This is a genomic window from Ruegeria sp. HKCCA5763, assembly GCF_013034545.1.
Lineage (GTDB): Bacteria > Pseudomonadota > Alphaproteobacteria > Rhodobacterales > Rhodobacteraceae > Ruegeria.
Window position 1 is genome coordinate 1 of record NZ_WQGF01000004.1, and the last position, 20,908, is coordinate 20,908.

The 20,908-nt window shown below is 53.6% G+C and carries 21 protein-coding genes and 1 pseudogene; 10 read left to right on the forward strand and 12 right to left on the reverse strand.

The features are described 5' to 3' along the window. Positions 1-35: 35 nt before the first annotated feature. Positions 36-923, forward strand: coding sequence for a LysR family transcriptional regulator (locus GOV89_RS08485; protein WP_170805207.1), 888 nt, complete (start codon positions 36-38; stop codon positions 921-923). A 163-nt stretch (positions 924-1,086) separates the two neighbouring features. On the opposite strand, the gene GOV89_RS08490 is transcribed toward GOV89_RS08485, so the two are convergent. The 3 genes from GOV89_RS08490 to GOV89_RS08500 all read right to left on the reverse strand — a co-directional run bounded on the left by GOV89_RS08490 (position 1,087) and on the right by GOV89_RS08500 (position 3,436). Beyond that, a complete protein-coding gene (locus GOV89_RS08490; RefSeq protein WP_170787436.1) occupies positions 1,087-1,536 on the reverse strand; it encodes a MaoC family dehydratase in 450 nt (149 codons plus the stop codon). 123 nt (positions 1,537-1,659) lie between these two features. Next, on the reverse strand, positions 1,660-2,451 hold the full coding sequence (locus GOV89_RS08495) for a class I SAM-dependent methyltransferase (protein WP_170805206.1): 792 nt from the start codon (positions 2,449-2,451) through the stop codon (positions 1,660-1,662). A 64-nt stretch (positions 2,452-2,515) separates the two neighbouring features. Beyond that, positions 2,516-3,436: a sulfurtransferase gene (locus GOV89_RS08500; protein WP_170805205.1), complete on the reverse strand. Its 921-nt coding sequence runs from the start codon at positions 3,434-3,436 to the stop codon at positions 2,516-2,518. A gap of 266 nt (positions 3,437-3,702) precedes the next feature. Here GOV89_RS08500 and GOV89_RS08505 point away from each other — a divergent pair, with 266 nt between their 5' ends. The 3 genes from GOV89_RS08505 (at position 3,703) to GOV89_RS08515 (ending at position 7,595) form a co-directional block, all read left to right on the forward strand. Continuing rightward, entirely contained in the window at positions 3,703-4,983 is a 1,281-nt protein-coding gene (locus GOV89_RS08505) for a tetratricopeptide repeat protein (RefSeq protein WP_171180434.1), read from the forward strand. 383 nt (positions 4,984-5,366) lie between these two features. Then, the gene (locus GOV89_RS08510; protein ID WP_171237959.1) at positions 5,367-7,013 is read left to right on the forward strand and encodes a tetratricopeptide repeat protein; all 1,647 of its coding nucleotides are present in this window, start codon (positions 5,367-5,369) and stop codon (positions 7,011-7,013) included. 186 nt (positions 7,014-7,199) lie between these two features. Beyond that, positions 7,200-7,595 (forward strand): rhodanese-like domain-containing protein, encoded by a 396-nt coding sequence (locus GOV89_RS08515; protein ID WP_170805202.1) that lies wholly within the window; start codon positions 7,200-7,202, stop codon positions 7,593-7,595. 53 nt (positions 7,596-7,648) lie between these two features. On the opposite strand, the gene GOV89_RS08520 is transcribed toward GOV89_RS08515, so the two are convergent. After that, positions 7,649-8,545: a LysR family transcriptional regulator gene (locus tag GOV89_RS08520; RefSeq protein WP_170415292.1), complete on the reverse strand. Its 897-nt coding sequence runs from the start codon at positions 8,543-8,545 to the stop codon at positions 7,649-7,651. Positions 8,546-8,704: 159 nt separating this feature from the next. On the opposite strand from GOV89_RS08520, the gene GOV89_RS08525 reads away from it, so the two are divergent. Then, positions 8,705-9,115, forward strand: coding sequence for a GFA family protein (locus tag GOV89_RS08525; protein WP_171237960.1), 411 nt, complete (start codon positions 8,705-8,707; stop codon positions 9,113-9,115). A 31-nt stretch (positions 9,116-9,146) separates the two neighbouring features. Beyond that, positions 9,147-9,341, forward strand: coding sequence for a DUF1059 domain-containing protein (locus GOV89_RS08530; RefSeq protein ID WP_170805199.1), 195 nt, complete (start codon positions 9,147-9,149; stop codon positions 9,339-9,341). A 244-nt stretch (positions 9,342-9,585) separates the two neighbouring features. On the opposite strand, the gene GOV89_RS08535 is transcribed toward GOV89_RS08530, so the two are convergent. The 7 genes from GOV89_RS08535 to GOV89_RS08565 form a co-directional block, all read right to left on the reverse strand. Next, complete coding sequence (locus GOV89_RS08535; RefSeq protein WP_253282942.1) at positions 9,586-11,301, reverse strand: adenylate/guanylate cyclase domain-containing protein; 1,716 nt, start codon at positions 11,299-11,301, stop codon at positions 9,586-9,588. Between the two features lie 2 nt (positions 11,302-11,303). After that, on the reverse strand, positions 11,304-11,627 hold the full coding sequence (locus GOV89_RS08540) for a hypothetical protein (protein ID WP_171237961.1): 324 nt from the start codon (positions 11,625-11,627) through the stop codon (positions 11,304-11,306). Positions 11,628-11,720: 93 nt separating this feature from the next. After that, positions 11,721-12,290, reverse strand: a complete 570-nt coding sequence (locus GOV89_RS08545) for a hypothetical protein (RefSeq protein WP_171237962.1) — start codon at positions 12,288-12,290, stop codon at positions 11,721-11,723. Between the two features lie 126 nt (positions 12,291-12,416). Beyond that, positions 12,417-12,629 (reverse strand): hypothetical protein, encoded by a 213-nt coding sequence (locus tag GOV89_RS08550; protein WP_171237963.1) that lies wholly within the window; start codon positions 12,627-12,629, stop codon positions 12,417-12,419. Beyond that, positions 12,626-13,417, reverse strand: a complete 792-nt coding sequence (locus tag GOV89_RS08555; protein WP_171237964.1) for a DUF2092 domain-containing protein — start codon at positions 13,415-13,417, stop codon at positions 12,626-12,628. The genes GOV89_RS08550 and GOV89_RS08555 overlap by 4 nt, the downstream gene beginning before the upstream one ends. A gap of 70 nt (positions 13,418-13,487) precedes the next feature. Further along, positions 13,488-15,854 carry an arylsulfatase gene (locus GOV89_RS08560; RefSeq protein WP_171237965.1) on the reverse strand — a complete coding sequence of 789 codons (2,367 nt, stop codon included), beginning with the start codon at positions 15,852-15,854 and terminating at the stop codon, positions 13,488-13,490. Positions 15,855-15,898: 44 nt separating this feature from the next. Continuing rightward, positions 15,899-16,654 carry an outer membrane protein gene (locus GOV89_RS08565; protein ID WP_171237966.1) on the reverse strand — a complete coding sequence of 252 codons (756 nt, stop codon included), beginning with the start codon at positions 16,652-16,654 and terminating at the stop codon, positions 15,899-15,901. 468 nt (positions 16,655-17,122) lie between these two features. On the opposite strand from GOV89_RS08565, the gene GOV89_RS08570 reads away from it, so the two are divergent. The 3 genes and pseudogenes from GOV89_RS08570 to GOV89_RS08580 form a co-directional block, all read left to right on the forward strand. Continuing rightward, positions 17,123-17,839 (forward strand): AraC family transcriptional regulator, encoded by a 717-nt coding sequence (locus GOV89_RS08570; protein WP_171237967.1) that lies wholly within the window; start codon positions 17,123-17,125, stop codon positions 17,837-17,839. A gap of 501 nt (positions 17,840-18,340) precedes the next feature. Beyond that, on the forward strand, positions 18,341-18,493 hold the full coding sequence (locus GOV89_RS23060) for a hypothetical protein (RefSeq protein ID WP_171237968.1): 153 nt from the start codon (positions 18,341-18,343) through the stop codon (positions 18,491-18,493). 104 nt (positions 18,494-18,597) lie between these two features. Then, a pseudogene (locus GOV89_RS08580) lies at positions 18,598-18,831 on the forward strand (transposase); the annotation flags it as partial. A gap of 525 nt (positions 18,832-19,356) precedes the next feature. Here GOV89_RS08580 and gcvA read toward each other — a convergent pair. Beyond that, positions 19,357-20,283: a transcriptional regulator GcvA gene (gene gcvA, locus GOV89_RS08585; RefSeq protein WP_171237969.1), complete on the reverse strand. Its 927-nt coding sequence runs from the start codon at positions 20,281-20,283 to the stop codon at positions 19,357-19,359. A gap of 257 nt (positions 20,284-20,540) precedes the next feature. Between gcvA and GOV89_RS08590 the strand changes: the two genes are divergently transcribed. Beyond that, positions 20,541-20,825, forward strand: coding sequence for a DUF1330 domain-containing protein (locus tag GOV89_RS08590; RefSeq protein WP_171237970.1), 285 nt, complete (start codon positions 20,541-20,543; stop codon positions 20,823-20,825). Positions 20,826-20,908: the final 83 nt, after the last annotated feature.

The window sequence follows — 20,908 nt, forward strand, 5'->3', positions numbered from 1 at the left end:
TGGTATCCGGCACAAAATTGTGCTGTTCTAAAAAAATGAAGAACGGGTTCCGAAATTGGTCGGATATTCGTGTGTTCCTCTCTGTCTTGAGAGAAGGATCGACGCTTGCGGCCTCCAGAAAGCTAAAGGTCTCCCAACCAACGGTCGCCCGACGCATTGATGTTCTCGAAAGAGAAACAGGCTTGACGCTGTTTGAGCGTGGTACGCACGGGTTCAAACCGACCCCAGAAGCCCTTCGCCTCGTTCCCCTCGCCGAAGCAATCGAGGCTTCAGTCCTCGAATTTACCGATTGCGCGAAGGAATTGACGTCGACACAACCCATCCGTATCACCGCTTATTCGGCAAACTTCTCCGCACGCATGATTGAAATCGTAAACGAGTTTTCCGCCGACAATCAGGATGTCGCATTCGAGTTTTTGTCCAGCGTTCGGGCGCTGGACCTGATGGCGGGCGAGGCCGACATTGCTTTGCGCCTTGCAAGAACCGATCCCGATCCTGACCTGATCTGTCGTAAGATCAGCACGGCCCGCTGGTCTTTGTTCGGCAGCAAAAATTACGCGGACAAATTTGGCTTACCGGGGTCAACGAATGATCTGGCCGGGCATCAGTTTGTTACCTTTCAGCGGGACGATGTGCCCAATGTATTCCACGAATGGTTGACCAATCACGTGGAGCCGGACCAGATCGTCATGTCTTTCACTGAACTGGAGCTAATGCATGCGGCGATCAGGTCAGGGCAAGGCCTTGGGATCAGCAATGTCAAGCTGGTGGAAACAGACATGTCTTTTATCCGATGTTTCGACGAAATCCCCGAACTTGCGGTGCCGCACCTAATGCTCATTTCGCCGGAAGCTTATCGCCGGCCAGAGGTTAGAGCCTTCGTTAAGTTCTTCGCACCTCGCTATGCGGCAATCTACAAGTAGTTATTTAGGCAAAAAGGATTGATAACACGCGAACAAGCTAGTTTGCATGTACGCCACGACCGCAATTGCGAATAGAAGCCTTATGTAGCAAGCCCAAGGATACTCTTGAAGATGACAATGGGAGTTCAAATTGATCGCCGCGCCCAAGTCGCTGCAAACTGCCTTAACTCCGATATGCCATCACGTGGTGCATAACCAGGTTAAGAACTTCAACATCGTTCTGGTTAAATGTCTGGTATCGGAATTTGACCGTTCCCCGGTCTGGCTTCGAACGTGACGGTGTAATCGCCTCAACCGTGACGCGCACGCTGATCGTGTCACCGGAATACACCGGAGCCAGCCACCGTACCTCGTCCATTCCATGTCCACCCAGATTGGTTCCGGTAAGTACACCAGTGTCGCGAAACAACCTGAAAGTAAGCGCTATTGTCTGAAATCCACTGGCAATGAGACCGCCGAACATCGACTCTGCGGCAGCCACTTTGTTAACGTGGAAGGGCTGCGGGTCATGAACCAGTGCGAAGTCAATAATCGCTCCCTCGGTCAGCGTGACGCCACCGGTTTCGAAGGTTTCGCCAACCGACAAATCGTCGATGTATTTTCCGCTAGCCATGGCAAAAGTATAGTTTGATGCAGACTCAACCGTCAACGCGGAGCCAGGCTCGGCCGCCACTAATGCTGCATTGTCTTTCGACCGCAAAGATCGTAATGGAGAACTAAGTCAGTGGTCGTTGACCTATGCCGCGGCGACAAATAGGTGCGCTTCTTGCGGTACGTGCAATACGCCTTCTTTGTCATATCTAGACAAAGCGTCTGCAACCTCTTCCACGACCTTGTTGGTGACGTCAGCACCTGCATCCTTAAGATCGGTTTCGATTGGCAGCGCCATGATTTGCGCGCGAAGATCAATAAATCTTCGCTCAAGTACCAATGGCTCGTGACGAGCTATCTTGAAGCCTGCATCGACCAACAACTTAGAAATGAGGTCCCCATCTCGAAACGAAAAAGGCGCTCTGGCCTTGATTGCGGCATCTGTTCCAACATGGCGCTCGAGAGCTTTTGCAAGCGCTCCATTGAAGGGCGACACTGCACGCCAACATGTCAAAAATAGCTGACCGTCATTGCGCAAGATCCGATGAACTTCCTGCAAAGCCGCGGATTTGTCGGGGAAGAACTGAAGCCCCTGTTGTATGAAGGCATAGTCAAACGTAGCATTTTCGAAAGGTAACTCGGTTACATCCTCTGCATACCACTCGAGCACATGACGACAATCCGGCTGATTGGATTGCGCGACCTCAATCATGGTTTCGTTCAGATCTACGCCAACAACCCGGCCTTCGCCCGTCAGTTTCCTTGCAATCTCTCGCGTCAAAGCCCCGGTGCCGCATGCAATGTCGATAACACAAGTGCCGCTTCGAAGCTGAACCTTCTGCATTGTTGCTTCAGCCAATGGACCGAACATCGCAGGCACACTATGGTTGTTGTACTTCTGCGCAGCTTCTTTGGTCAGCCGGAATTTGTCCGTCATCAAAAATATCCTCCTAGCAAAGCGTTAATAATTGGACCACCCAAAGTGACCCAAAATCGTAGTCTCACGAGGCTTCAACTGGAAGGCTCTCATCGGCGCTCCACTCAGCCCATGAACCATCATACAGGCGGGACTTTTCGAACCCCATTTGGCGCAGCGCAAGGAGCCCACAAGAAGCAGCTATGCCACGGCCGCAATAAGCGATGACCTCATCGTCAGTTTGAATTCCCTTGTCCTGATAGTGCTTGAGGAGCTTGGAATGATCCGCCAACTTGAATGACCCACGTTCCTTTAGTTTAGCTGCACGTTCGGATATGGGTGTGTGTGCCAAGTCCGGATCGATGTTCGATATCGCCGGTATGTTGACCGCACTGGGGATATGTCCCGAGCGACCTCCCCATGTGTGAACTCCGTCGCCTCGGAAGAGGTCGTTTGGTAGAAAGTCCACAATTCTGACTCTGGGTTTACCTATCGCATCCAAGACATCAGCTTTGCGGGCAATCCAATTGCTCTGCACTGTTGGTTCAAAGTCACCATGCTCAACGGCTAGATCGCCAGTTTCAGTGGTCCGACCTTCGAGTTTCCATTGCTGCAAGCCGCCGTCCAAGACCCGCACGTTGTTATGGCCATAGTGCGAAAGTGCCCACCAAAGACGCGCAGACGCCAACGGAAGCCCAGAGTCATCGTAGACCACGACATGACTGTCGTTGGAAACACCCAACTCTCGCATCTTTTCCCCAAAATCCTCTGGCCCGAGCATCATATCGGGAGTGTTCTGAGTGCTGTCTGCAAGCTCTGTCGACATGCCAACATACACTGCGCCAGGAATGTGCTCGGCTTGGAATTCGCTCCTATCATCATAGGCCACGCCCTTGCCGTTTTCCTCCCTAAACTTCCAGCGAACATCAATGATGCGTAGTTTCGGGTCAGTCAGGTTATCTGCCAACCAAGCCGTATCAATGAGCGGGCGAGTTTGGGTAGTCATACCTACGTTCTCCTCTAACCGGACGCGGGTCGAGCCGTATGCAATAATCCCCAAATTTGGTTTCGGAGTCCAATTTTGGAAAATCGATATTTGATGAAGCAACTATGGTTTGAACGGCTTTTAGATGATTTCATGAGACTTCTGAAAGAAACGGATGCTGAAATCATGGCGCCTCGTACCGTCGATTTCCTTTGACTCGTTTATGGCTAGGCATGCTCATATAGCTAACTGACGGACAGGTTTGGTACAGATAGTGGAAGGTTTGGATGCTTGAAGATCGATACGGAAGCCCGCTAACGACCACATCACAAACTGCGCGAGACGCGTACGTTGAAGGCATCGACCGTTTTCTGGGTGCTTTTGATGATGTTGAAGAAGCCTACCGATCAGCAATGCGGGCAGATGATGGTTTTGCTATGCCGCATGTTGGGCTTGCGCGCTACCTTGTTACTGTCGGGCGTGGACAAGATGCAAAGCGTGAAATAGCCGTCGCAAAAGAACTTTCGCATGGCGTCAGCCCGCGCGAAGCCGCCCAGATCGACATTATCAGCGATCTCATTGAGGGGCGTGCACCGCAGGCCTACAGGCGCATCCGAGATCACGTCGCAGACCATCCGCGAGATATTTTGCTTGCTCAGACATGTACCAGCGTATTTGGCTTAATAGGGTTTTCAGGTCAGGCTGGACGCGAGGCAGAGCAGCTTGCGTACACAACCATGTTAAAGCCACACTATGGCGACGACTGGTGGTTTCTCTGCCAGCATGCATTTGCCCAGATGGAGGCCGGACAGATTGGCCCGGCCGCGGAAAACATCGAGCGCGCGCTTGAATTGAAGCCTGACAGCGCACACAGTGCACATGTCAGGGCCCATCTCTACTATGAGAACGGGGAGACGGACGCTGGCTACGCTTATCTTCGCGAGTTCTGGCAAGACTATCCCTTCACAGCGTATCTGCACTGCCATCTCAGCTGGCACGTCGCTCTTTGGGCGCTTGAGAGCGGCGATGTGGCAGGTATGTGGAAGCTGTTCGATGATTATGTTTCCCCCGACCGACCACCTGCGCCACCACTGAACGTTCTGACTGATAGTGTGGCAATTGTTCACCGCGCCTTTTTGGCTGGCGAGCAAATTCCTCAGGAGCGTTGGCAACAACTCAGCGACTATGCTGTTCAGTTCTTTCCTTCACCTGGTTTGGCTTTTGCGGATGTTCACGCTGCTCTTGCGCATGCGATGGCTGGAAACAGAGAGCGTCTGGAAGCAACCATTGACGGCGCAAAGGGACCCGCAGGCCCCACCGTTGCTTCGGTAGCAGGCGCATTCCGTGCGTTGGCGGATGGAAATGCGGACGAAGCGATTGAGAAATTCGTAAGTGTCATGTCTGAGCACGAACGCCTTGGTGGTAGCCGGGCGCAACGCGACATTGTTGAGTTTTCATTGGCGCATGCGCTGGCAATATCGGGACAATCGAATGAAGCTCGACGTATCCTCAACATGCATCGACCGCATACCTCTCACGACCATGCAGTTGCCACGCTAGAAGGGTAGGGTGCCCGTATTTTTGACGCCCGCAATGAGCCCAAATTACACGTTTTCAACGCCAGTTAGAACAGAAGCTGTCGCACGACGTTACCAGGCCCCGAAAGTGTTGGTTGGCGGAAAAGACCAACCTGACTGCCGACATCAGCTTTCTCAAAAGACCGTCTTAGGTGTGCGAGCGGTGTTTGTGGTCTTGTCGGTGGGCTAGTGTGGAGGGATTGGACGGTGCCTCACGCACGTAGCCGATAAGTTGATCAGTCGCCAAGGAGAGTGCTTCGATCTAATGGGGCTCATATAAGTCGGGTCTATGCCTTGGGTCGGCTTTGATGTCGCCAGTATCGAGAAACAGCCCATTGTGGTAACCTCCTACCTTTAATTAGGGGGTTATTGTGATGGAATACTATGATCTCGGTAGCTACAGCCGAAAGATCACAACCTCGTCGGACGAAGCCCAGCTTTGGTTTGATCGTGGTTTGGCTTGGACTTACGCGTACAACCACGAAGAAGCGATTGTATGCTTTCAGAATGCCGTGGCTGCGGATCCAAATTGCGCAATGGCGCATTGGGGCATCGCGTATTGCATTGGGCCGAACTACAACAAGCCCTGGGAAACATTCGAAGAAGACGAGAAGCCTGACTGTATCGCCTTGGCAAAAGCGTCAATCGAGGCTGCTGCGTCGTTAAAGGACAAACTGACGCCTGTTGAGCGCGCGCTCATCGAAGCCATTCCGGCTCGTTATCCATCCTCATCGGATATCGAGGATTTTAGCCCATGGAATGATGCATTCGCTGATGCGATGCGAAAGGTTCACTCTGAATTCGATCAGGATCTGGACGTGTCTGCGATTCTGGCCGAGTCGCTCATGAACCGGACACCTTGGCAGCTTTGGGATTTGCCGACTGGGAAACCAGCGGATGGAGCCGATACACTTGAAGCCATAGCAGTCCTCGAAACTGCATTTGATACACTCCTCGGAGCATGGGAACACGCAGGGCTCCTGCACATGTACATTCACCTGATGGAAATGTCGCCCCACCCCGAACGGGCACTGCGTCACGGCGATCTGCTCAGCACGCTGGTGCCCGAGGCCGGGCATTTGCTTCACATGCCCACCCATATTGACGTCTTGTGTGGAGATTACATGAACGTTGTGTTGCGTAATCACAAAGCCATCTTGTCAGATCGAAAGTTCCTGGAACGCGAAGGCCCTGACAACTTCTATTCCGTTTACAGGTGTCATAACTACCACTTCAAAATCTACGGAGCGATGTTTTTGGGGCAGCCAACGGCGGCACTGGAAGCTGCTGATGAGCTTGTCGAAACTTTACCTTCAGAGACACTTCGGCCAATGGCTGATTGGTTCGAGGCGTTCATTCCTATGAAACAACATGTATTGATCAGGTTTGGACGCTGGCAGGCTATCCTTGATCAGGATTTACCTGAAGATGCGGAGCTCTACAGCGTCACTATCGCCATGATGCGGTATGCAAGGACGGTCGCCTTGGCCAACCTACACAGGGTCGCTGAAGCCGAGAGTGAAAAAGCCAAGTTCTATGATGCTCTAGCCAGAGTTCCTGAGACCCGAATGCTGTTCAACAACACATGCCGGGACATTCTGAAGGTCGCTGAGCAAATGATGCTGGGTGAGTTGGCCTATCACACAGGAGAGCACGAAACGGCCTTTGACCACCTGCGAAAGTCAGTCGAGATCGACGACAACTTGCCATACGACGAGCCCTGGGGCTGGATGCAACCCACCCGTCATGCGCTGGGTGCTCTTCTTCTTGAACAGGGCCAGATGGAGGAAGCCGAAGCTGTTTACCGTGCAGACCTTGGCCTGGATGCAACGCTTAGCCGGGCCTGTCAGCATCCGGGCAACGTCTGGAGCCTGCATGGCTTGCACGAATGTCTCGCCCGGCGCGGTGAAACGGTCGAAGCCGCCCACATTAAGCTACAACTGGACAAGGCCGCTGCCCGCGCCGAGGTGCCGATAAAGGCGTCGTGTTATTGCAGGCAGAAGGCGTTGGCCGCCGAGTAATCTCGGATCAACAGCAATGGCTGGGGCAATTGCGAGGCCCGCTTCTGCCGTTGATCGGGACTTGTTTAACTTCGTTGATGGCAACCGTCTGGGCGACCACAAGACCGGCAATCATCGCTTGGATGCCGTTTTGCGGTAAATCAGCCGCATGGTAGCATCGCGTAGGATTTGCAGTCGGGGGGCAACATGGTCTTAACATTCGCACAAATGGAAACTCAGGAAATATCCAAAGCAAATCCAATTTCAGCAACTGACGCGCTGGCAGTACTGATCGAAGACCCCAACGCACTTGTGGTGGACGTAAGGGATAGCGCTGAAATTGCGGCCACAGGTATCAGCCCAAGAGCAATTCCGGCTCCTGGTCGCGCCGTCGCTTGGATGGCAGACCTTGAAAGTGAATACAGATCTCAAGAGTTACAGGATCGTGCAAGGCGAATTTTCACCACTTGTGGCGGAGCTCCGAGCTATCGAGGCGCGGCAGCGGCAAATGTATTGACTGCGATGGGTTTTCAAAACGTGCAGTTCATCGATGGAGGGATGGCGGCTCTGATCGCAGCGGGCTCCTCTACAAAGCAGCCTTAAAAAAGGCGAAACCAACGGTGATGAGCAAACACGCAGGGGTCAATAGAAGCTTCTCAGCTTGCAGAGTTGTGTCTCGATACGACTTGCGACTGAGATTTTAGCCAATTGACGAAAACCTTAGCCTCGGGGCGCTGAAATTCTGCCTGCGTCTGGATGTAATAGACGCCGAAGAGAGGCTCAGAGAACAATTCAATCATCCGACCAGATGACAGATCGTCCTCGAAAAAAGCTCTGGCAGAATACGTGATACCGTCACCCCGGCGAACCGCAGTCATGATCAGGTTCCCCGGCATGTGATTTATCGTCAATGGCTCGAGAGGTACGACCCCATGATAGGTGAACCAGTCGGCCGCTTCGTTGGTGCCCAGTTCCTGCAACCAAGGCAGTTTTGTCAGAGAGGCCGGGTCACGCAGATCTTGGCCTTCCACCAGTGAAGGTGTCCCGATCACGACCATGTCGGAAACAAGGACAGTATCCTCTTCTTTTCTCGGCATGCGTCTGTCGTGATACCGAATGGCGACATCGATACCACCTGGTCTTATCTGAACCAGTTCCGAAGTTGGGTTCAGCATCAAAGTGATCTCTGGATGTTCGCGTTGAAACTCTGCCATTCTCGGCAACAGCCACTCCACCGCGAATGCTGGTGACATTGTCACTTGAACGGGACGCTGCGCTGTGTGTTCTGCCAGTCGTTCGACACCCCTTCCAATGATTTCAAAGCCGATACCCAGTTCACGCGCAAGAATGATGCCTGGCTCTGTCAATTCAATGCTGCGCCCACGTTTAGCAACAAGAGCTACACCCAAGTGCCTTTCCAACGATTTCACCTGCTGGCTGACAGCCGCTTGGGTCACGTTCAAGCGTTCAGCCGCTACAGTGTAACTCCCAGCCTTCGCAACCGCTGAGAAGGCGCGCAAAGCGTTCATTGGGGGAAGGTGCAACCAATCCATACTGTAGTTTTTCTAAAGTTTTGTTAGACTATTTGAGTCGCATGATATCGACATTCTTGACATTATTCACAGTGAAATCTGCGCTGCTATTATAAAATATTGGAGCGGATGCTTTAGTGCTGATGTCAACCTAGCCGCATGCCAGGAGATCTTGATACGATGGAAAAACTTCAAGGTGGATGTTACTGTGGTGCTGTTCGATACCAGATCGCGACACCACCTGTCTGGTCGGGACATTGCCATTGTCGTTCATGCCAAATGGCCCTTGGCGGTGCCTTTGTAACTTGGGCTAAAGTGGCAGCGGAAGACTTCGTAGTTATCAAAGGCGAAATCCAACACATTGAGAAAACTTCGGGTATTCGCCGCGGGTTTTGTCGGGACTGTGGAACGACGTTGACCTATGCCGCCCTAAATGAAGTTGAGGGCCAAGACTGGAGCGCTGATGCGTGGTTTTCTGCTGTAACGTTGGACGACCCATCGATTGCACAACCCATGGCCCACATCTTCGTGTCACATCAGCAGCCATGGATAAAACTCGACGACGGGCTGCCGGCGTTTCCTGAATTCTAGATAACTTTCCGAGCGAACAGAGGAGAAAGCGATGAACGCTGCTTATTCATATGCCTGCAAGGATTGCGAGGGCATGGAGGCCTGCCCAGGGAAAGTGATCGCAGCGACCAAAGATGAAGTATGGAAACTCATGGAGCTCCACGCGGTGGTCGCTCATGGAGAGGACCCCAGCTCGTGGGATGCCGACACTCGGGCATATCTGGAAACACTAATAAAGCCCGCTTGATCAAATAAATTAAGCTTCAAGTTCCTACGGATAATCGGCCAAAATTATCAACTTGGTTGCTTAACCGCGAAGGGCAGCTTTCGTCTGCTACTGGGAAATTGCTGGGCCCATTTGTGAGTATCCGGGTTTGGACTGCGGCCTACCGCCAAGGCGCCTAGAAGCGCACGGCCATCACGAACCCAAATCGGAAACGTGTGAGATTGGTTTGCATCACAAACCATCCTGCTACAGCGAAACCTTGCTCCTATTCAGGCAAACCGGCTAGTCGCAATGACGCACAGTCTTTCTCCAGCCTTTTTCTGTCAGAGAAAAGTTGAGTATTCGCCCAGTCCGATATGGAAAACTGAGGGCGGTATTTCATCACATTCCGTGCTTCATCGCGAGCGGCCTCAAGGTTCTCCGTCTCTACATGGACGATTACGAGGTCGAGGTGACCAAAGCCTTCAACCCTTTGACCATATTCGGTGAATGCTTTCTTGGCTTCCTCGTATTGACCGTCGAGTCGAAGGGCTAAACCCAGAACGCCTGCATACCAACCTGGATAGTGAGGGTTCAGGGTAATGGCTTGTTGTGCGACTTGGATCGCTTCATTTGCCTGGCCATTGAAAGCTAGGGTGATTGACAGTCTGGCAGCCACGTCAGCGTGGTTTGGATTCAGCGCTAGTGCCTCGTTGAACTTCTCGATAGCCGAAACCAGCTTGCCATCGATTGCATCCGCAAAACCCGCAATAGCGTGAGCCTCTGGGTTGTAGCTGTCTATTTCCAGAGCCCGCTGAGCGCAGTCACGAGCCTCCGCTAGCGCGGCACGCCGGTCAGCAACAAATCCATGTCGTGCTTCGACAGTGCAAATGAATCCCAAAGTACAATACGGAGCCGAGTAACCCGGGTCGAGTGCAATTGCCTGTTGTGCAAATCGGCGAGCGTCGGCCTGAGCTTCCCTGGTAATTCTGCGCGAAGCCTCAACGGCCTTTAGTTGAGCGGTCCACGCGCCTAGGTTATTTGTGCCGGATCCTCTGAAACGAGCCATTTCTCCCGCCAACAGTTCGACTTGAAGCTCGGTTGCAATCCTAAGTGCGATTTCATCCTGAACTTCGAATACATCTTCAATGAGGCGATCATAGCGGTCTGCCCAAATATGCATGCCGGACTTTGCATCGATTAGCTGTGCTGTGATCCTCACCCGGTTACCGCTTTGACGGACACTTCCCTCAAGAACAAGATCGACACCCTGCTCCAGACCGACCTGTTTCACGTCAACGGAGCGACCTTTGTAGACGAATGTAGAGTTACGCGCGACGACTAGTAAATTCGGGAGTTTTGATAAAGTGGTGATGATCTCTTCGGTAATTCCATCTGCAAAAAACTCCTGATCCGGGTCAGAAGAAAGATTATCGAAAGGTAAGACGCCGATTAGCAGAGACTTTGTATGGCTAGCCGGAGTTACTCGCGGTGGGGCAGAACCTGGCGGCGACCATTGGAAAACTTCTATTGGTGACGGCGCGTTCTTAAACTGTCGCTCTCCAGCGCGATAAAATTGCTCAGCGAGGCGCTCGTCAAGGCTGCGATGGACGACATCTGAAATTAACACAGCCCCTTCGTTGGAAGCCTCTTGTAGACGTGCAGATAGATTGATGCCATCGCCGAAAATGTCATCTTCGTCGAATACGACATCTCCAAGATGCACACCCACTCGTAGTTTCAATGAGGACTGAGTCGACACCTGGCTTTGAAGATCAAGGGCGCATCGTACTGCATCAGATACCGAGTTAAACTCGACTATCCATCCATCACCCATCCTCTTAACGACATTACCTCGATGATCGCTAACCAAAGGATCAAATAACTCTCGACGTAGAACACGAAGTTCGCTGAGAGTCCTATTTTCATCTGCCTTAATCTGGCCTGAGTAGTTTACTACATCTGCCGAGAGTACTGCGGAAAGTCTGCGGTCTCCATTCATGTCTATTGGTAACGCAAATTACGCTGCTTGGAAAAGACAACATGATTTCCTGAACGTCGCGCATGTCCTAGTGAACGGTTTGGTGCAAAACTGAAAAGCTTGACTGTGAATGCCTGCTTCGGGCCGGACCTGCCAAACATGCAAGCTGCGGAGAATGGCCGCTTCGAGCCCAAACCAACCGATGTTGCTGAAAGCACCAATGTCAGCGATGCGCAGATACCGGACTTTGCAAAGTCCAGCGAACCGCCAAAATCGGTAGTAAGACGCCAGCCCGTTCTTCGCATACCGACGTTCGCAAAGTGGACATTGAACTGATGGCGAAACATCGCCAGTTCCTGCCAAAAAACAGTCAAATTATTCCGGTCGCAGCAGTCAATTTCCGAAATCAAGAGCCTCAAGAAGCTACGACGTATTCACTTCTATAGCTCCTCCGGCAATCTTGCCTGTGCTCCCCGCCCTAATTGCCTCATGAACGTGGCTGCTTCGACTGCTGACATGTCCAGCTGCAATATCCGCTCTTTTGCGGCGAAAACCACCTCGCCACTCCAAATGTTCGGTGCGTCCGGTACATAAACCGTGACCAGATCACCGGTTCGTTCAATCTCGAAAGCAATGCGTGCCCCGTCGTCGGTCCGATAGACAACCGGATCTGGCAGACCAACTTCTTGCGACCCGCTGTTCCCACCCTGCATGAAGGACTTCAGCACCGTGTAACGGGGAAAATAGTCGGCAAGGAGATTGTCAAACACATTGAAGCGCTGCGTTTCTCGCCCTTTTCCAGCCAATTTCCCCAGAAGGAGGCAAATCAGTATCAACACTATCGTTGAGCCCAGATCCACGAAAATCCAGGCATACGGCCCCGGGGCAAGAAAACGATCTGCCACCGGTTCTGCAATACTGCGGCCGAACTGGAACAGTTTGGCCAGGACGATCACGGCAACGGCCATCGGCAAGAGCAGCAGGAGGCCTCTGATAAAGGTACTTCTCATGATGAACCTTTCACTTCACCCCTCGGTCTTCCACGTCTGGTGATCGACATTCAAAGTCGCTTCCAATTCAAGCCGAAAGCCGACGGCAAACTTGGCGCCGGAGCCCGATAAAACCTGTGCCTCGACTCAGCAGTTGTAGACCCCGGCAGCACAACGGCGAACTGTGCGCCGACCGGCCCCGGCCACGCTGACCGGGGTTGCTGGTCTCCCAAGGCGGGCTTCGGCCCTAGAGACGAAGCCGTCGATGCTCGCCCCCGCAAGGTTCAGACCAAGTTCAAGCGAGGCGACGGCCAAAATAGCAGCAAAGGTCAGCACTGCTGTATTGCGCAGAAGTTTCATTTGCTTTCTCCTGTTCTGTAGTGATCCGGAAGTTCTCCACCAGCCTTATGATACTCTTCAAACTCGACACCGGTCGCACCACTAGGCGCGGTGAACGCAAAGCTCTCGTCGGCAATTTCGGGGTCGTCACGCCAGTCCCGTATGTCCACGACGTATTGCGGGCCCTGGGTCAGCGTATGGGTGGTGATCACGTAGCGACAGGGATGGGGTGTGCCATCTGTTGCGATCCAGATCTGCCAGTCGACTTCTGGAGTGCGAAAGGCCAGGTGGTCGCAAACCTTCCCGCCGATAACGCCAACGCCCATGTCCTTCACATCGGTGACTTCGCTCATCAGGATCTCATACGGGGCTCCTGCCAGAAGGTCTGCGGCCGGAAGTGGCCTTCCGTATTCTTCCCGCAGCAGATCAACCAACTCATCAATCGATCCCTTCGCCGGGAACTGGGTGTAGATCCCGGCATGATCGCCCAGCAAGCTGAAGGTTTCCCCGTCAAACACCATCTCGATGTCCGAGAACCCGCCCTGCCGGGTAGCGCGAAGCTTGTCGGGCCGGGTCAGGGTCACGGTGCCAGAGGCGGTGATGCCTAGCTTCTGGTCCTCGGTGGTCACGATTTCGAGCATCGAGTCATAATCGAATGACAGGGATTGCTCGCCGGACAAATAGTCAGACATCGCCTGAAGGATTTGTTTGGCATCGGTCTCATCGGCCAAGGCCGAAGACGATACCAACCCCAACGAAAGTACAGATGCAGCGACCCCTTTTCGTAAGGTGGAACAACAACTTGGCATTTTTCGATCTCCCCGTGTTTGAAATGAAAATCTCTACCGCCGCCACTAGGTGGCCGCGACAGGCTTTGGTTTAGTGTACTTCCACGGACACTCGGCTGATCTTGCCGGTGAAGCGGGATTTGGCTTCGGCCCCGATTGCCTCGATGACGGGCGTGGCAAGGTCGATGCCCACATCGGCAGTTTCGTCTGCCGAAAACACCATCGGCTGAGTGCGGTCGATCCGGCCTTCGGCAACCTGGGCATCATCAACATAGAGTGTCGCCACGCCGCCTTGCCCCAGCCCTTCACCCTCGTAGGCAAACTCGAAGCGAAGCGTATGTTTGCCGGGAGAAAGTGGCTGGTCCGATATGATCGAATAGCGCTCAAGCCCGAGGAAGTTGTAGTCGTATCCCGGCATGCCGTCCTTGACATAAAGCCCCCAGCCACCGAACCGGCCACCTTGCACGATGATGGCGCCGTTGCCACCATCTTCGGCTACCTCAATGTCGGCGGTGATGGTTTTGGACTTGTTCTTGATGTTGAGGAACACGTTCTCGGTCATGCCAGTCATGCCTTGGGCCAGGGTAATAGACGTACGGCCCTTCATAACGTCCGGACGCCCCACAAGTTCGCCGTTGATCCGCAGGAAGGTGCGGTCGTCAATTGGCAGGACCTTGTTACGAGCGGCCTCAATCAGGAAGATGTCCTGAAGCTCGGCCAGCTTTTCCGGATGCTCCTCGGACAGGTCGTTCGTCAAGCTGAAGTCCCGGGATGTGTCGTAGAGTTCCCAGATATCCTGATCGAGAGGCCGACGCGGCTCATGTTCCCACGGGGCCTTGTGGATGGTGCGGGCAAACCAGCCCTCGTGATAGATTGCCCGGTTACCGAACATCTCGAAATACTGGGTGGTGTGGCGATCCTCGGCCTGGGCATCATCAAAAGCATAGACCATGCTGACGCCATCCATCGGCCTCTGCGAAACACCGTTAACTGACGTCGGCTCAGGCAGACCCACGGCTTCCAGAATGGTCGGGGCCACGTCGATCACATGATGGAACTGATCGCGCTGCTCCCCCTTGGACTTGATCCCGGCGGGCCAGTGCACAGCCATGCCCACCTTGGTGCCGCCGTGATCCGAGGCCACCTGCTTGGTCCATTTGTAAGGCGTGTCGAACGCAACGGCCCACCCAGCGGCCATATGGGGATAGGTTTCCGGGCCGCCCCATTTGTCCAGCTTCTTGATCATGTCCGAGACCTGTTCCTGAACTCCGTTGAAGTAGGTCATCTCGCTGAACATGCCGAAGCGACCGCCTTCGGAACTGGTGCCGTTGTCGCCGTAGACGAGGATGACAAGGGTGTTTTCGAGCTGCCCGACATCCTCGATTGCGCCGATTACACGCCCGATTTCATAGTCGGTCATCTCGATATACCCGGCGAAAACCTCGACCTGCCGGGTGAACAGGGTCTTCTCGTCCTCGCTGAGGCTATCCCAATCCGGAATGGCAGACGGTTTGGGGGCAAGCGTGGTCCCCTCGGGGATGATGCCGCTCTCGCTTTGACGGGCCAGGATATCGTCGCGCAGAACATCCCAGCCCTGATTGAACTTGCCCTTCCAGCGGTCAGTCCAGTCCTGAGGCACATGGTGCGGCGCGTGGGTGGCACCGGGGGCATAGTAGATAAAGAATGGTCGATCCGGTGTCAGAGCCTTCTGATATCTGATCCAGGATACGGTCTGGTCTGTCATGTCCTCAAGGAAGTGATAATCTGGATCGTCGGGCAGTTCGACCGGATGGGTGCCGTCGTAGATGAACGGCGCCCATTGGTTGGTCTCACCGCCAAGAAAGCCATAGAACTTGTCAAAGCCCTGCCGCGTCGGCCATCGGTCGAACGGTCCGGAAACACTGGCCTCCCAGGCCGTTGTTTCATGCCACTTGCCGAACGCCGCTGTGCTGTAGCCATTGTGCCGCAGGATTTCAGCGATTGGCGCAACATCAGCCGTGATCTGCCCGGTGTTGCCGGGGAATGTCGTACCCGTCTCAATGATCCCGCCCATGTTGTTCACATGATGGTTGCGCCCGCTCTTGATCGCAGCCCGGGTGGGGGAACAGACAGCGGTCGTGTGGAAATCAACAAACCGCAGTCCCTCGGCGGCCAGTTCATCGAATGTCGGCGTGGAAACCGGGCCACCAAAGGTGCTGGTTCCGGCAAAGCCAAGATCATCGACCAGAACCACCAAAACATTGGGTGCGTCCTCTGGGGCTGTGATTTCGAACAGTTGCGGCGGTGTCGCAAAGCGCACATTCTGCTCCGTGAATTGCGGTTCCGACGGCGGGATGATCGGCAGGATCGTGCGGTCAAGCTCTGACTGCGCCAGCGAGACAGTTGGCAATCCGGCCATCAGGGCGAAAGCCAGCCCCTTCGCCGCTAGGGACCCAATTCGTGAATGAAATGTGTGCATTGCTTCATGTTCCTTTGATATCTTTTCTGCTCTCGCAAGGCTGCTTAGAACCGGTAGGTTGCCCCAAAGATCGGGCCGGACTGCTTGAACGAAAAATCATTGCCGTTGATGTCGTGATCAACCGACAGGTAGCGATAGCCGATCCGCAAATCCCACCTGTCACTCAACGCATAGTTTGCGGTCAGCAGAGCTTGCCAGGTTTCGCTGGTGCTGCTGAAGCCGCCGTAATCGGCGAATACAGTGCCAGACCATCGTTCGCTGATTGTGAACCCGATCCGAGCACCGACAACCGGGTCAACCCAGTTATCCTCCAGTGTCGTTGTCCCCCCGGGAAGCCCGCCAGGCAGCAAAGTGAACGTGGACTTCGTGTCAAACCAGCGAAAGCCTGCGGCAAGATCCACCTGGACATCCGGGGTTTCGCTAACACGGTAGGCCGCGTATCCACTCAGGATCTGAGTCTTGAGCGATGTGTTCAGACCCGAAAAGGCCGGGCCGGGTGTGCTGTTCCCGAACGACAGATCATTCAGCATGTAGTCCGCGATGAAACCCCAGCGTCCGTTCCTGGCCTCAAACGCGCCCATGAAGGCAAAGTCCAGATTGCTGATCGCGTCGCTGAAACTCAGCTTGCCTTCAACCGGCCCTAGTGGCGTTGTCGCTCCAACAGTGGTTTCGGGGGCAAACAGGTAGATCGACGCTGCAAACTTCCAATCATTCTGCTGAGACAGAGCCGGACCGGCAGCCAAGAGTGCAGCGGTGGATACCGGCAGCGTCCAGATGTTGAAATTTCGGCGGGAATTCATGCTTCTTCCTCCATTCAAAGCCGCCGCCCTTGAAAGCGGTAGCTCGGATAGAAGAAAGGATAGGGTTGGTAGGAACTCCGGATTTGATGCAAATCAATGCACCGCGCATGCATTTACCATTTCGTGCCAAAATCGACCGCTGGCGCGAACCAGAGCTTCGAAGCAATAGAGGGTTGCATGGTCATGACTGTCCCATTGATAAGATCAGGAGCTCTCGCACCGGTCCTGCGTTGGATGCGGGAGAACAGACAGGACCCATACCGGAGCCTTCGGAAGGTCGATCTGGGATGGTATTCCGAGCGCGATCCCCTGGAGCCCATTCCTCTGCGACCCGCAGCGCAATTCCTGCGTGACCTGGCAAGGCAACATGAGCCCGACTTGCCTTGGCGTATTGTTCGTGACAGGGGATTCTACGAGCTCGGTCTGCTTAGTTCTATTGGCTTACAGGCCGGATCCCCGCGGGGTGTGATGTCTCTGGTCGAAACGGTGATGCCCAGTCACTGTACCCATGAAATGTTCAGAGCATATTCGGATGCCAATGGTGACCTGATCGTCGAAGAAGGCTGGGCACTGAACTTTGACGATGAGACGCTTCACATCATTCAGCAGTATTTCACTGCCATGATTTCGATGATCTGCGGGCTTACGTCGGCACCGGAGCCACATTTGAGCCAGGTCGTGATGATCCCCCATCCCCAATACGGATTTGACCACCTCCGCCGCTGGCTCGGTGACCGGGTGTCAGATCAGGGATCAAAAAACCTCAGATTGGAAATTCGGTCTGAAGTTGCCGACGCGCCACTCCTGATCCAGGGCGGAGAAAACGAGATGATCGATCTGGACATTGAATACGTTCCGCTACGAAAAGGATTATCGGCCTCATATTCCTTAGCCCTTCTGCTCCGAGGGTGTCTCCGGGAAGGCAAGCCAGGCATCGACAGAATTGCTTCGGCAATTGGAACAAGCCGCAGAAGCCTGCAACGTCGACTGGCCGAAGAAGGCACTTCTTTCTCCCAAGTTCTGGACGGAGTTCGCCATCAATTGGCAAGCGAACAGATCCGGGAAAAAGGCCAGAAAATCTCAAACTTGGCATCAAAACTTGGGTATGCAAACCAGTCAGCATTCACCCGTGCATATCGACGTTGGCAAGGGGAACCGCCGGCAGCCGCGAAGAGAAAGCCGTGAGCTTTGTCTGGAATGTGATTTGGTGGAGTAGGCGAGAAATGGGACTTTGTCGCCAGTCGATCCACGTGAGAAAGCGAAAGCACCAGGCTCATTCAGACTGCGTGAGACGGCTGCCTTGAAGGCCTCGGAACGAATGGCCGCTTTTCTGTGATTTAGCAGAGCCCTTCGCATAGCCATCAACAGGTCGGTGCGCTGCATCAGGTGGCGTCGAGCAGGATCGCTGAGGTCGTGCAGGAGATTTTTCATGCGCGTGAGCATATTGCTTATAGTCGTGAGGATGACGGACATAGCTTGTAGAAACATCCAGACGCGTAGCCGGTCGCTTATCAAGTTGTTTTGAAACCCAACAACCCGCTACTACGCTCACAAAAATGTTCTGAATGCATAGGTTCATGGCAGCCTATTCACCGGTTAGGTGGTGATTGGTAAACTCTTCGCCATATCGAGACAGTTCTTAGAAATCGTCATATCAAGAATTATTGTTCTTTTTGCGAGCGCCACTTGAAACCCGATCTCAGCAAAAACGCTCTTGAGGCGACTGACTTTTTGAAAGCCATGGCGCATGACGGCCGTTTGCAGATCTTGTGTCTGCTTCTCGGCGGTGAGAAATCTGTCGGCGAAATTGAAACCACCCTCTCTGACCTGCTCCCCTGAAAAGTCCTCGATTTAAGGTTAGCCTGTTCTCCAACTGAGGAGACAGACGATGAAGAGAAGCCGTTTTAGCGAAGAGCAGATCATTGGCATCCTGAAGGAGCACCATCTCACCAGGCAGACCCATGCAAAACGGTCTGGTCGAGAGCTTCAACGGCCGGATGCGCGAGGAATGCCTCAACGAACACCTGTTCCCGTCATTGCGCCATGCCTGCCGCACAATTGCGGCATGGCGCGCCGACTACAATCACCACCGCCCACACTCGAGCCTCGACGGGCTCACACCGTGGGAGTATCACCAACGGTCAAGAGAGGACCAAACACTGAACAGAGCTAGCTAAGAAACGCGGACTCCAAGGGGAGCAGGTCAGTCTCTCTCCCCTCATCACCAAGATTTCGTACGCATAAAGCGGAGAGAGTTTGTCTGGAAAGGCTTGATAGACACTTCCAAGCGTCGCGTTCTCAGACAGAGATGGAAACAGGCATATCATTCAATTCTCTTTCAGTCTTTTTTTGGATGACTTCGTCTCACGTGAGGAACCAACGGTGTTTAGCGTCAATTCTCAGGATCGTGGTCATCTCGTCACCTAGTCAGTTTGCAATGAACCATTCAAAGGTGAAGCCAGAGGCGCACTGTTACAAATGAAGAGAATTCTGAATAGAGTGAACTGACCTCAGCCATCTCTACTCGCTAAAAATTTCCTTTTCCTTATGAGACGCCGTCGCAAGTACATCCGCGTCCATGTTGGGAAGGAATAAAGCTCTACATGCCCAGGAACTCCTGTGTAGGGGTTCAGAAACGCATGCTTCTCCGCAATTTAGAAAGGACAAAATTCTAAGCGACGGATTAGATCGTCGCGAACACGCTATTCTTCAAAAAACCTTTGACCTACAGCGCTGTCGCGAAACTCATCCGCTTGGTCCAATAGCCATTCCCGGAACACACGAACGCGTGCACGATTGGCGTAAGTTTCCGGGCAAACGAGAAAATAGCTCTTGTTCTTCAATGCAGTGTCAAAGGGAGCGACCAGCATATTGCGTTCCAGAAAACGCGCGGCGGCCAATAGGCTGACCAGGGCCACACCATGACCATCGCTTGCCGTAAGCAAGCAGATTTGTTCCTCGGAATAGGTAACATAGGGCTCGACATCACCAGTCGGCAAGCCAGCCGCGTCCATCCAACGCTCCCAACTCGGATCGGCATCGGAAAACCCACTCCATTGGTATTCGATCAGACGAGACTTCAGAAGATCTTCTGGGGAGCGGAGTGACTTCGCCTTTTCCTCACTGCAGACAGGGGCTACCCAATCATTCAAGACCCACGCCACATTGCTGTCAGGATAATCGCCAAAGCCGTACCGAATGGCCACGTCCACATCGGTGGATTTGAATTCCACCAGTTGATCGCTTGACAGAACCCTTACCGAAATCTCCGGGTGTTTCTCATAAAAGCCTCGCAGCCGCGGGCTAAGCCAGTTGGCGGCAAAGGACCCGGTTGTTGAGATGGTCAATGTGCCCGCAAGGTGGTCTTCCTCCAGCGCGCGAGAGGCGACTTCGATGTTCTTGAAGGCTTCAATAATGTGGGGCGCGTAGTTGGCCCCATCCTGGGTCAGTTTCAGGCCGCGAGTCAGCCGGTGGAACAGGGGCACCCCAAGTTGCTCCTCCAGCGATTTGATCTGATGGGAAATGGCAGTCGGCGTGACGCATAATTCATCGGCGGCATCCTTAAAACTCAGATGCCGGCAGGCCGCTTCGAAGGCCTGAATGCTTTTCAACGACGGTATCTTCGCCATGACGCGCGGCTTTGCTCTCCTGATGCGAGGCTATTTCGTCGCTCTACTCTAGCCCGATTACCAGTTGACATGAGGGCGAAATTCTCACCGGTAAGGTGAAAAAAACTAATTTGAGAAGATAGAGAACCAAGGTAGAGCTTTGGGTTCTTCATGTCTGTAATCTCCTACGTGCGGACTGCTTCTGCTTTGCGGACGATGCTGCCTTTGACTTTTCGTTTTGAGAATGCTCATTTTGCATACAAGTTGGAGGAAAGACTATGGGCAAAGGTTATCTGGTGGTATGCTATAGGACACCGCCAACCGAAGAAAACTTGGCCGCCTATGCATCTAATGCAAAACAAACAATAGAAGCGTTGGGTGGGCGTTTCATCGCAAGAGGTATGCCGGTTAAGACCTTTGAGGCGGGTCAGAACGAACGTTCGATCATCATTGAGTTCGACTCCACAGACGCTGCAATTCGTGCCTACGAAGACCCAACATATCAAGCGATATTACCGCGCCTGGGTGTCATGCGGGATATGCGCGTGATAGAGGGCATTTAAGCCACTTGAGTCGCCTGATACCCGCGTCGGCTGGGCTTGTGTCAGCCGGCTCCGGTCTCAAAGCGTTTGGTCGCCACGGTTTA

What these genes read in the sequence shown, in the direction of transcription:
- GOV89_RS08485 (WP_170805207.1), top strand. Translation starts at nt 36, where the DNA reads ATGAAGAACGGGTTCCGAAATTGGTCGGATATTCGTGTGTTCCTCTCT.
- GOV89_RS08490 (WP_170787436.1), bottom strand. Translation starts at nt 1,536, where the DNA reads ATGGCTAGCGGAAAATACATCGACGATTTGTCGGTTGGCGAAACCTTC.
- GOV89_RS08495 (WP_170805206.1), bottom strand. Translation starts at nt 2,451, where the DNA reads ATGACGGACAAATTCCGGCTGACCAAAGAAGCTGCGCAGAAGTACAAC.
- GOV89_RS08500 (WP_170805205.1), bottom strand. Translation starts at nt 3,436, where the DNA reads ATGACTACCCAAACTCGCCCGCTCATTGATACGGCTTGGTTGGCAGAT.
- GOV89_RS08505 (WP_171180434.1), top strand. Translation starts at nt 3,703, where the DNA reads ATGCTTGAAGATCGATACGGAAGCCCGCTAACGACCACATCACAAACT.
- GOV89_RS08510 (WP_171237959.1), top strand. Translation starts at nt 5,367, where the DNA reads ATGGAATACTATGATCTCGGTAGCTACAGCCGAAAGATCACAACCTCG.
- GOV89_RS08515 (WP_170805202.1), top strand. Translation starts at nt 7,200, where the DNA reads ATGGTCTTAACATTCGCACAAATGGAAACTCAGGAAATATCCAAAGCA.
- GOV89_RS08520 (WP_170415292.1), bottom strand. Translation starts at nt 8,545, where the DNA reads ATGGATTGGTTGCACCTTCCCCCAATGAACGCTTTGCGCGCCTTCTCA.
- GOV89_RS08525 (WP_171237960.1), top strand. Translation starts at nt 8,705, where the DNA reads ATGGAAAAACTTCAAGGTGGATGTTACTGTGGTGCTGTTCGATACCAG.
- GOV89_RS08530 (WP_170805199.1), top strand. Translation starts at nt 9,147, where the DNA reads ATGAACGCTGCTTATTCATATGCCTGCAAGGATTGCGAGGGCATGGAG.
- GOV89_RS08535 (WP_253282942.1), bottom strand. Translation starts at nt 11,301, where the DNA reads ATGAATGGAGACCGCAGACTTTCCGCAGTACTCTCGGCAGATGTAGTA.
- GOV89_RS08540 (WP_171237961.1), bottom strand. Translation starts at nt 11,627, where the DNA reads ATGTTTCGCCATCAGTTCAATGTCCACTTTGCGAACGTCGGTATGCGA.
- GOV89_RS08545 (WP_171237962.1), bottom strand. Translation starts at nt 12,290, where the DNA reads ATGAGAAGTACCTTTATCAGAGGCCTCCTGCTGCTCTTGCCGATGGCC.
- GOV89_RS08550 (WP_171237963.1), bottom strand. Translation starts at nt 12,629, where the DNA reads ATGAAACTTCTGCGCAATACAGCAGTGCTGACCTTTGCTGCTATTTTG.
- GOV89_RS08555 (WP_171237964.1), bottom strand. Translation starts at nt 13,417, where the DNA reads ATGCCAAGTTGTTGTTCCACCTTACGAAAAGGGGTCGCTGCATCTGTA.
- GOV89_RS08560 (WP_171237965.1), bottom strand. Translation starts at nt 15,854, where the DNA reads ATGCACACATTTCATTCACGAATTGGGTCCCTAGCGGCGAAGGGGCTG.
- GOV89_RS08565 (WP_171237966.1), bottom strand. Translation starts at nt 16,654, where the DNA reads ATGAATTCCCGCCGAAATTTCAACATCTGGACGCTGCCGGTATCCACC.
- GOV89_RS08570 (WP_171237967.1), top strand. Translation starts at nt 17,123, where the DNA reads ATGTCTCTGGTCGAAACGGTGATGCCCAGTCACTGTACCCATGAAATG.
- gcvA (WP_171237969.1), bottom strand. Translation starts at nt 20,283, where the DNA reads ATGGCGAAGATACCGTCGTTGAAAAGCATTCAGGCCTTCGAAGCGGCC.
- GOV89_RS08590 (WP_171237970.1), top strand. Translation starts at nt 20,541, where the DNA reads ATGGGCAAAGGTTATCTGGTGGTATGCTATAGGACACCGCCAACCGAA.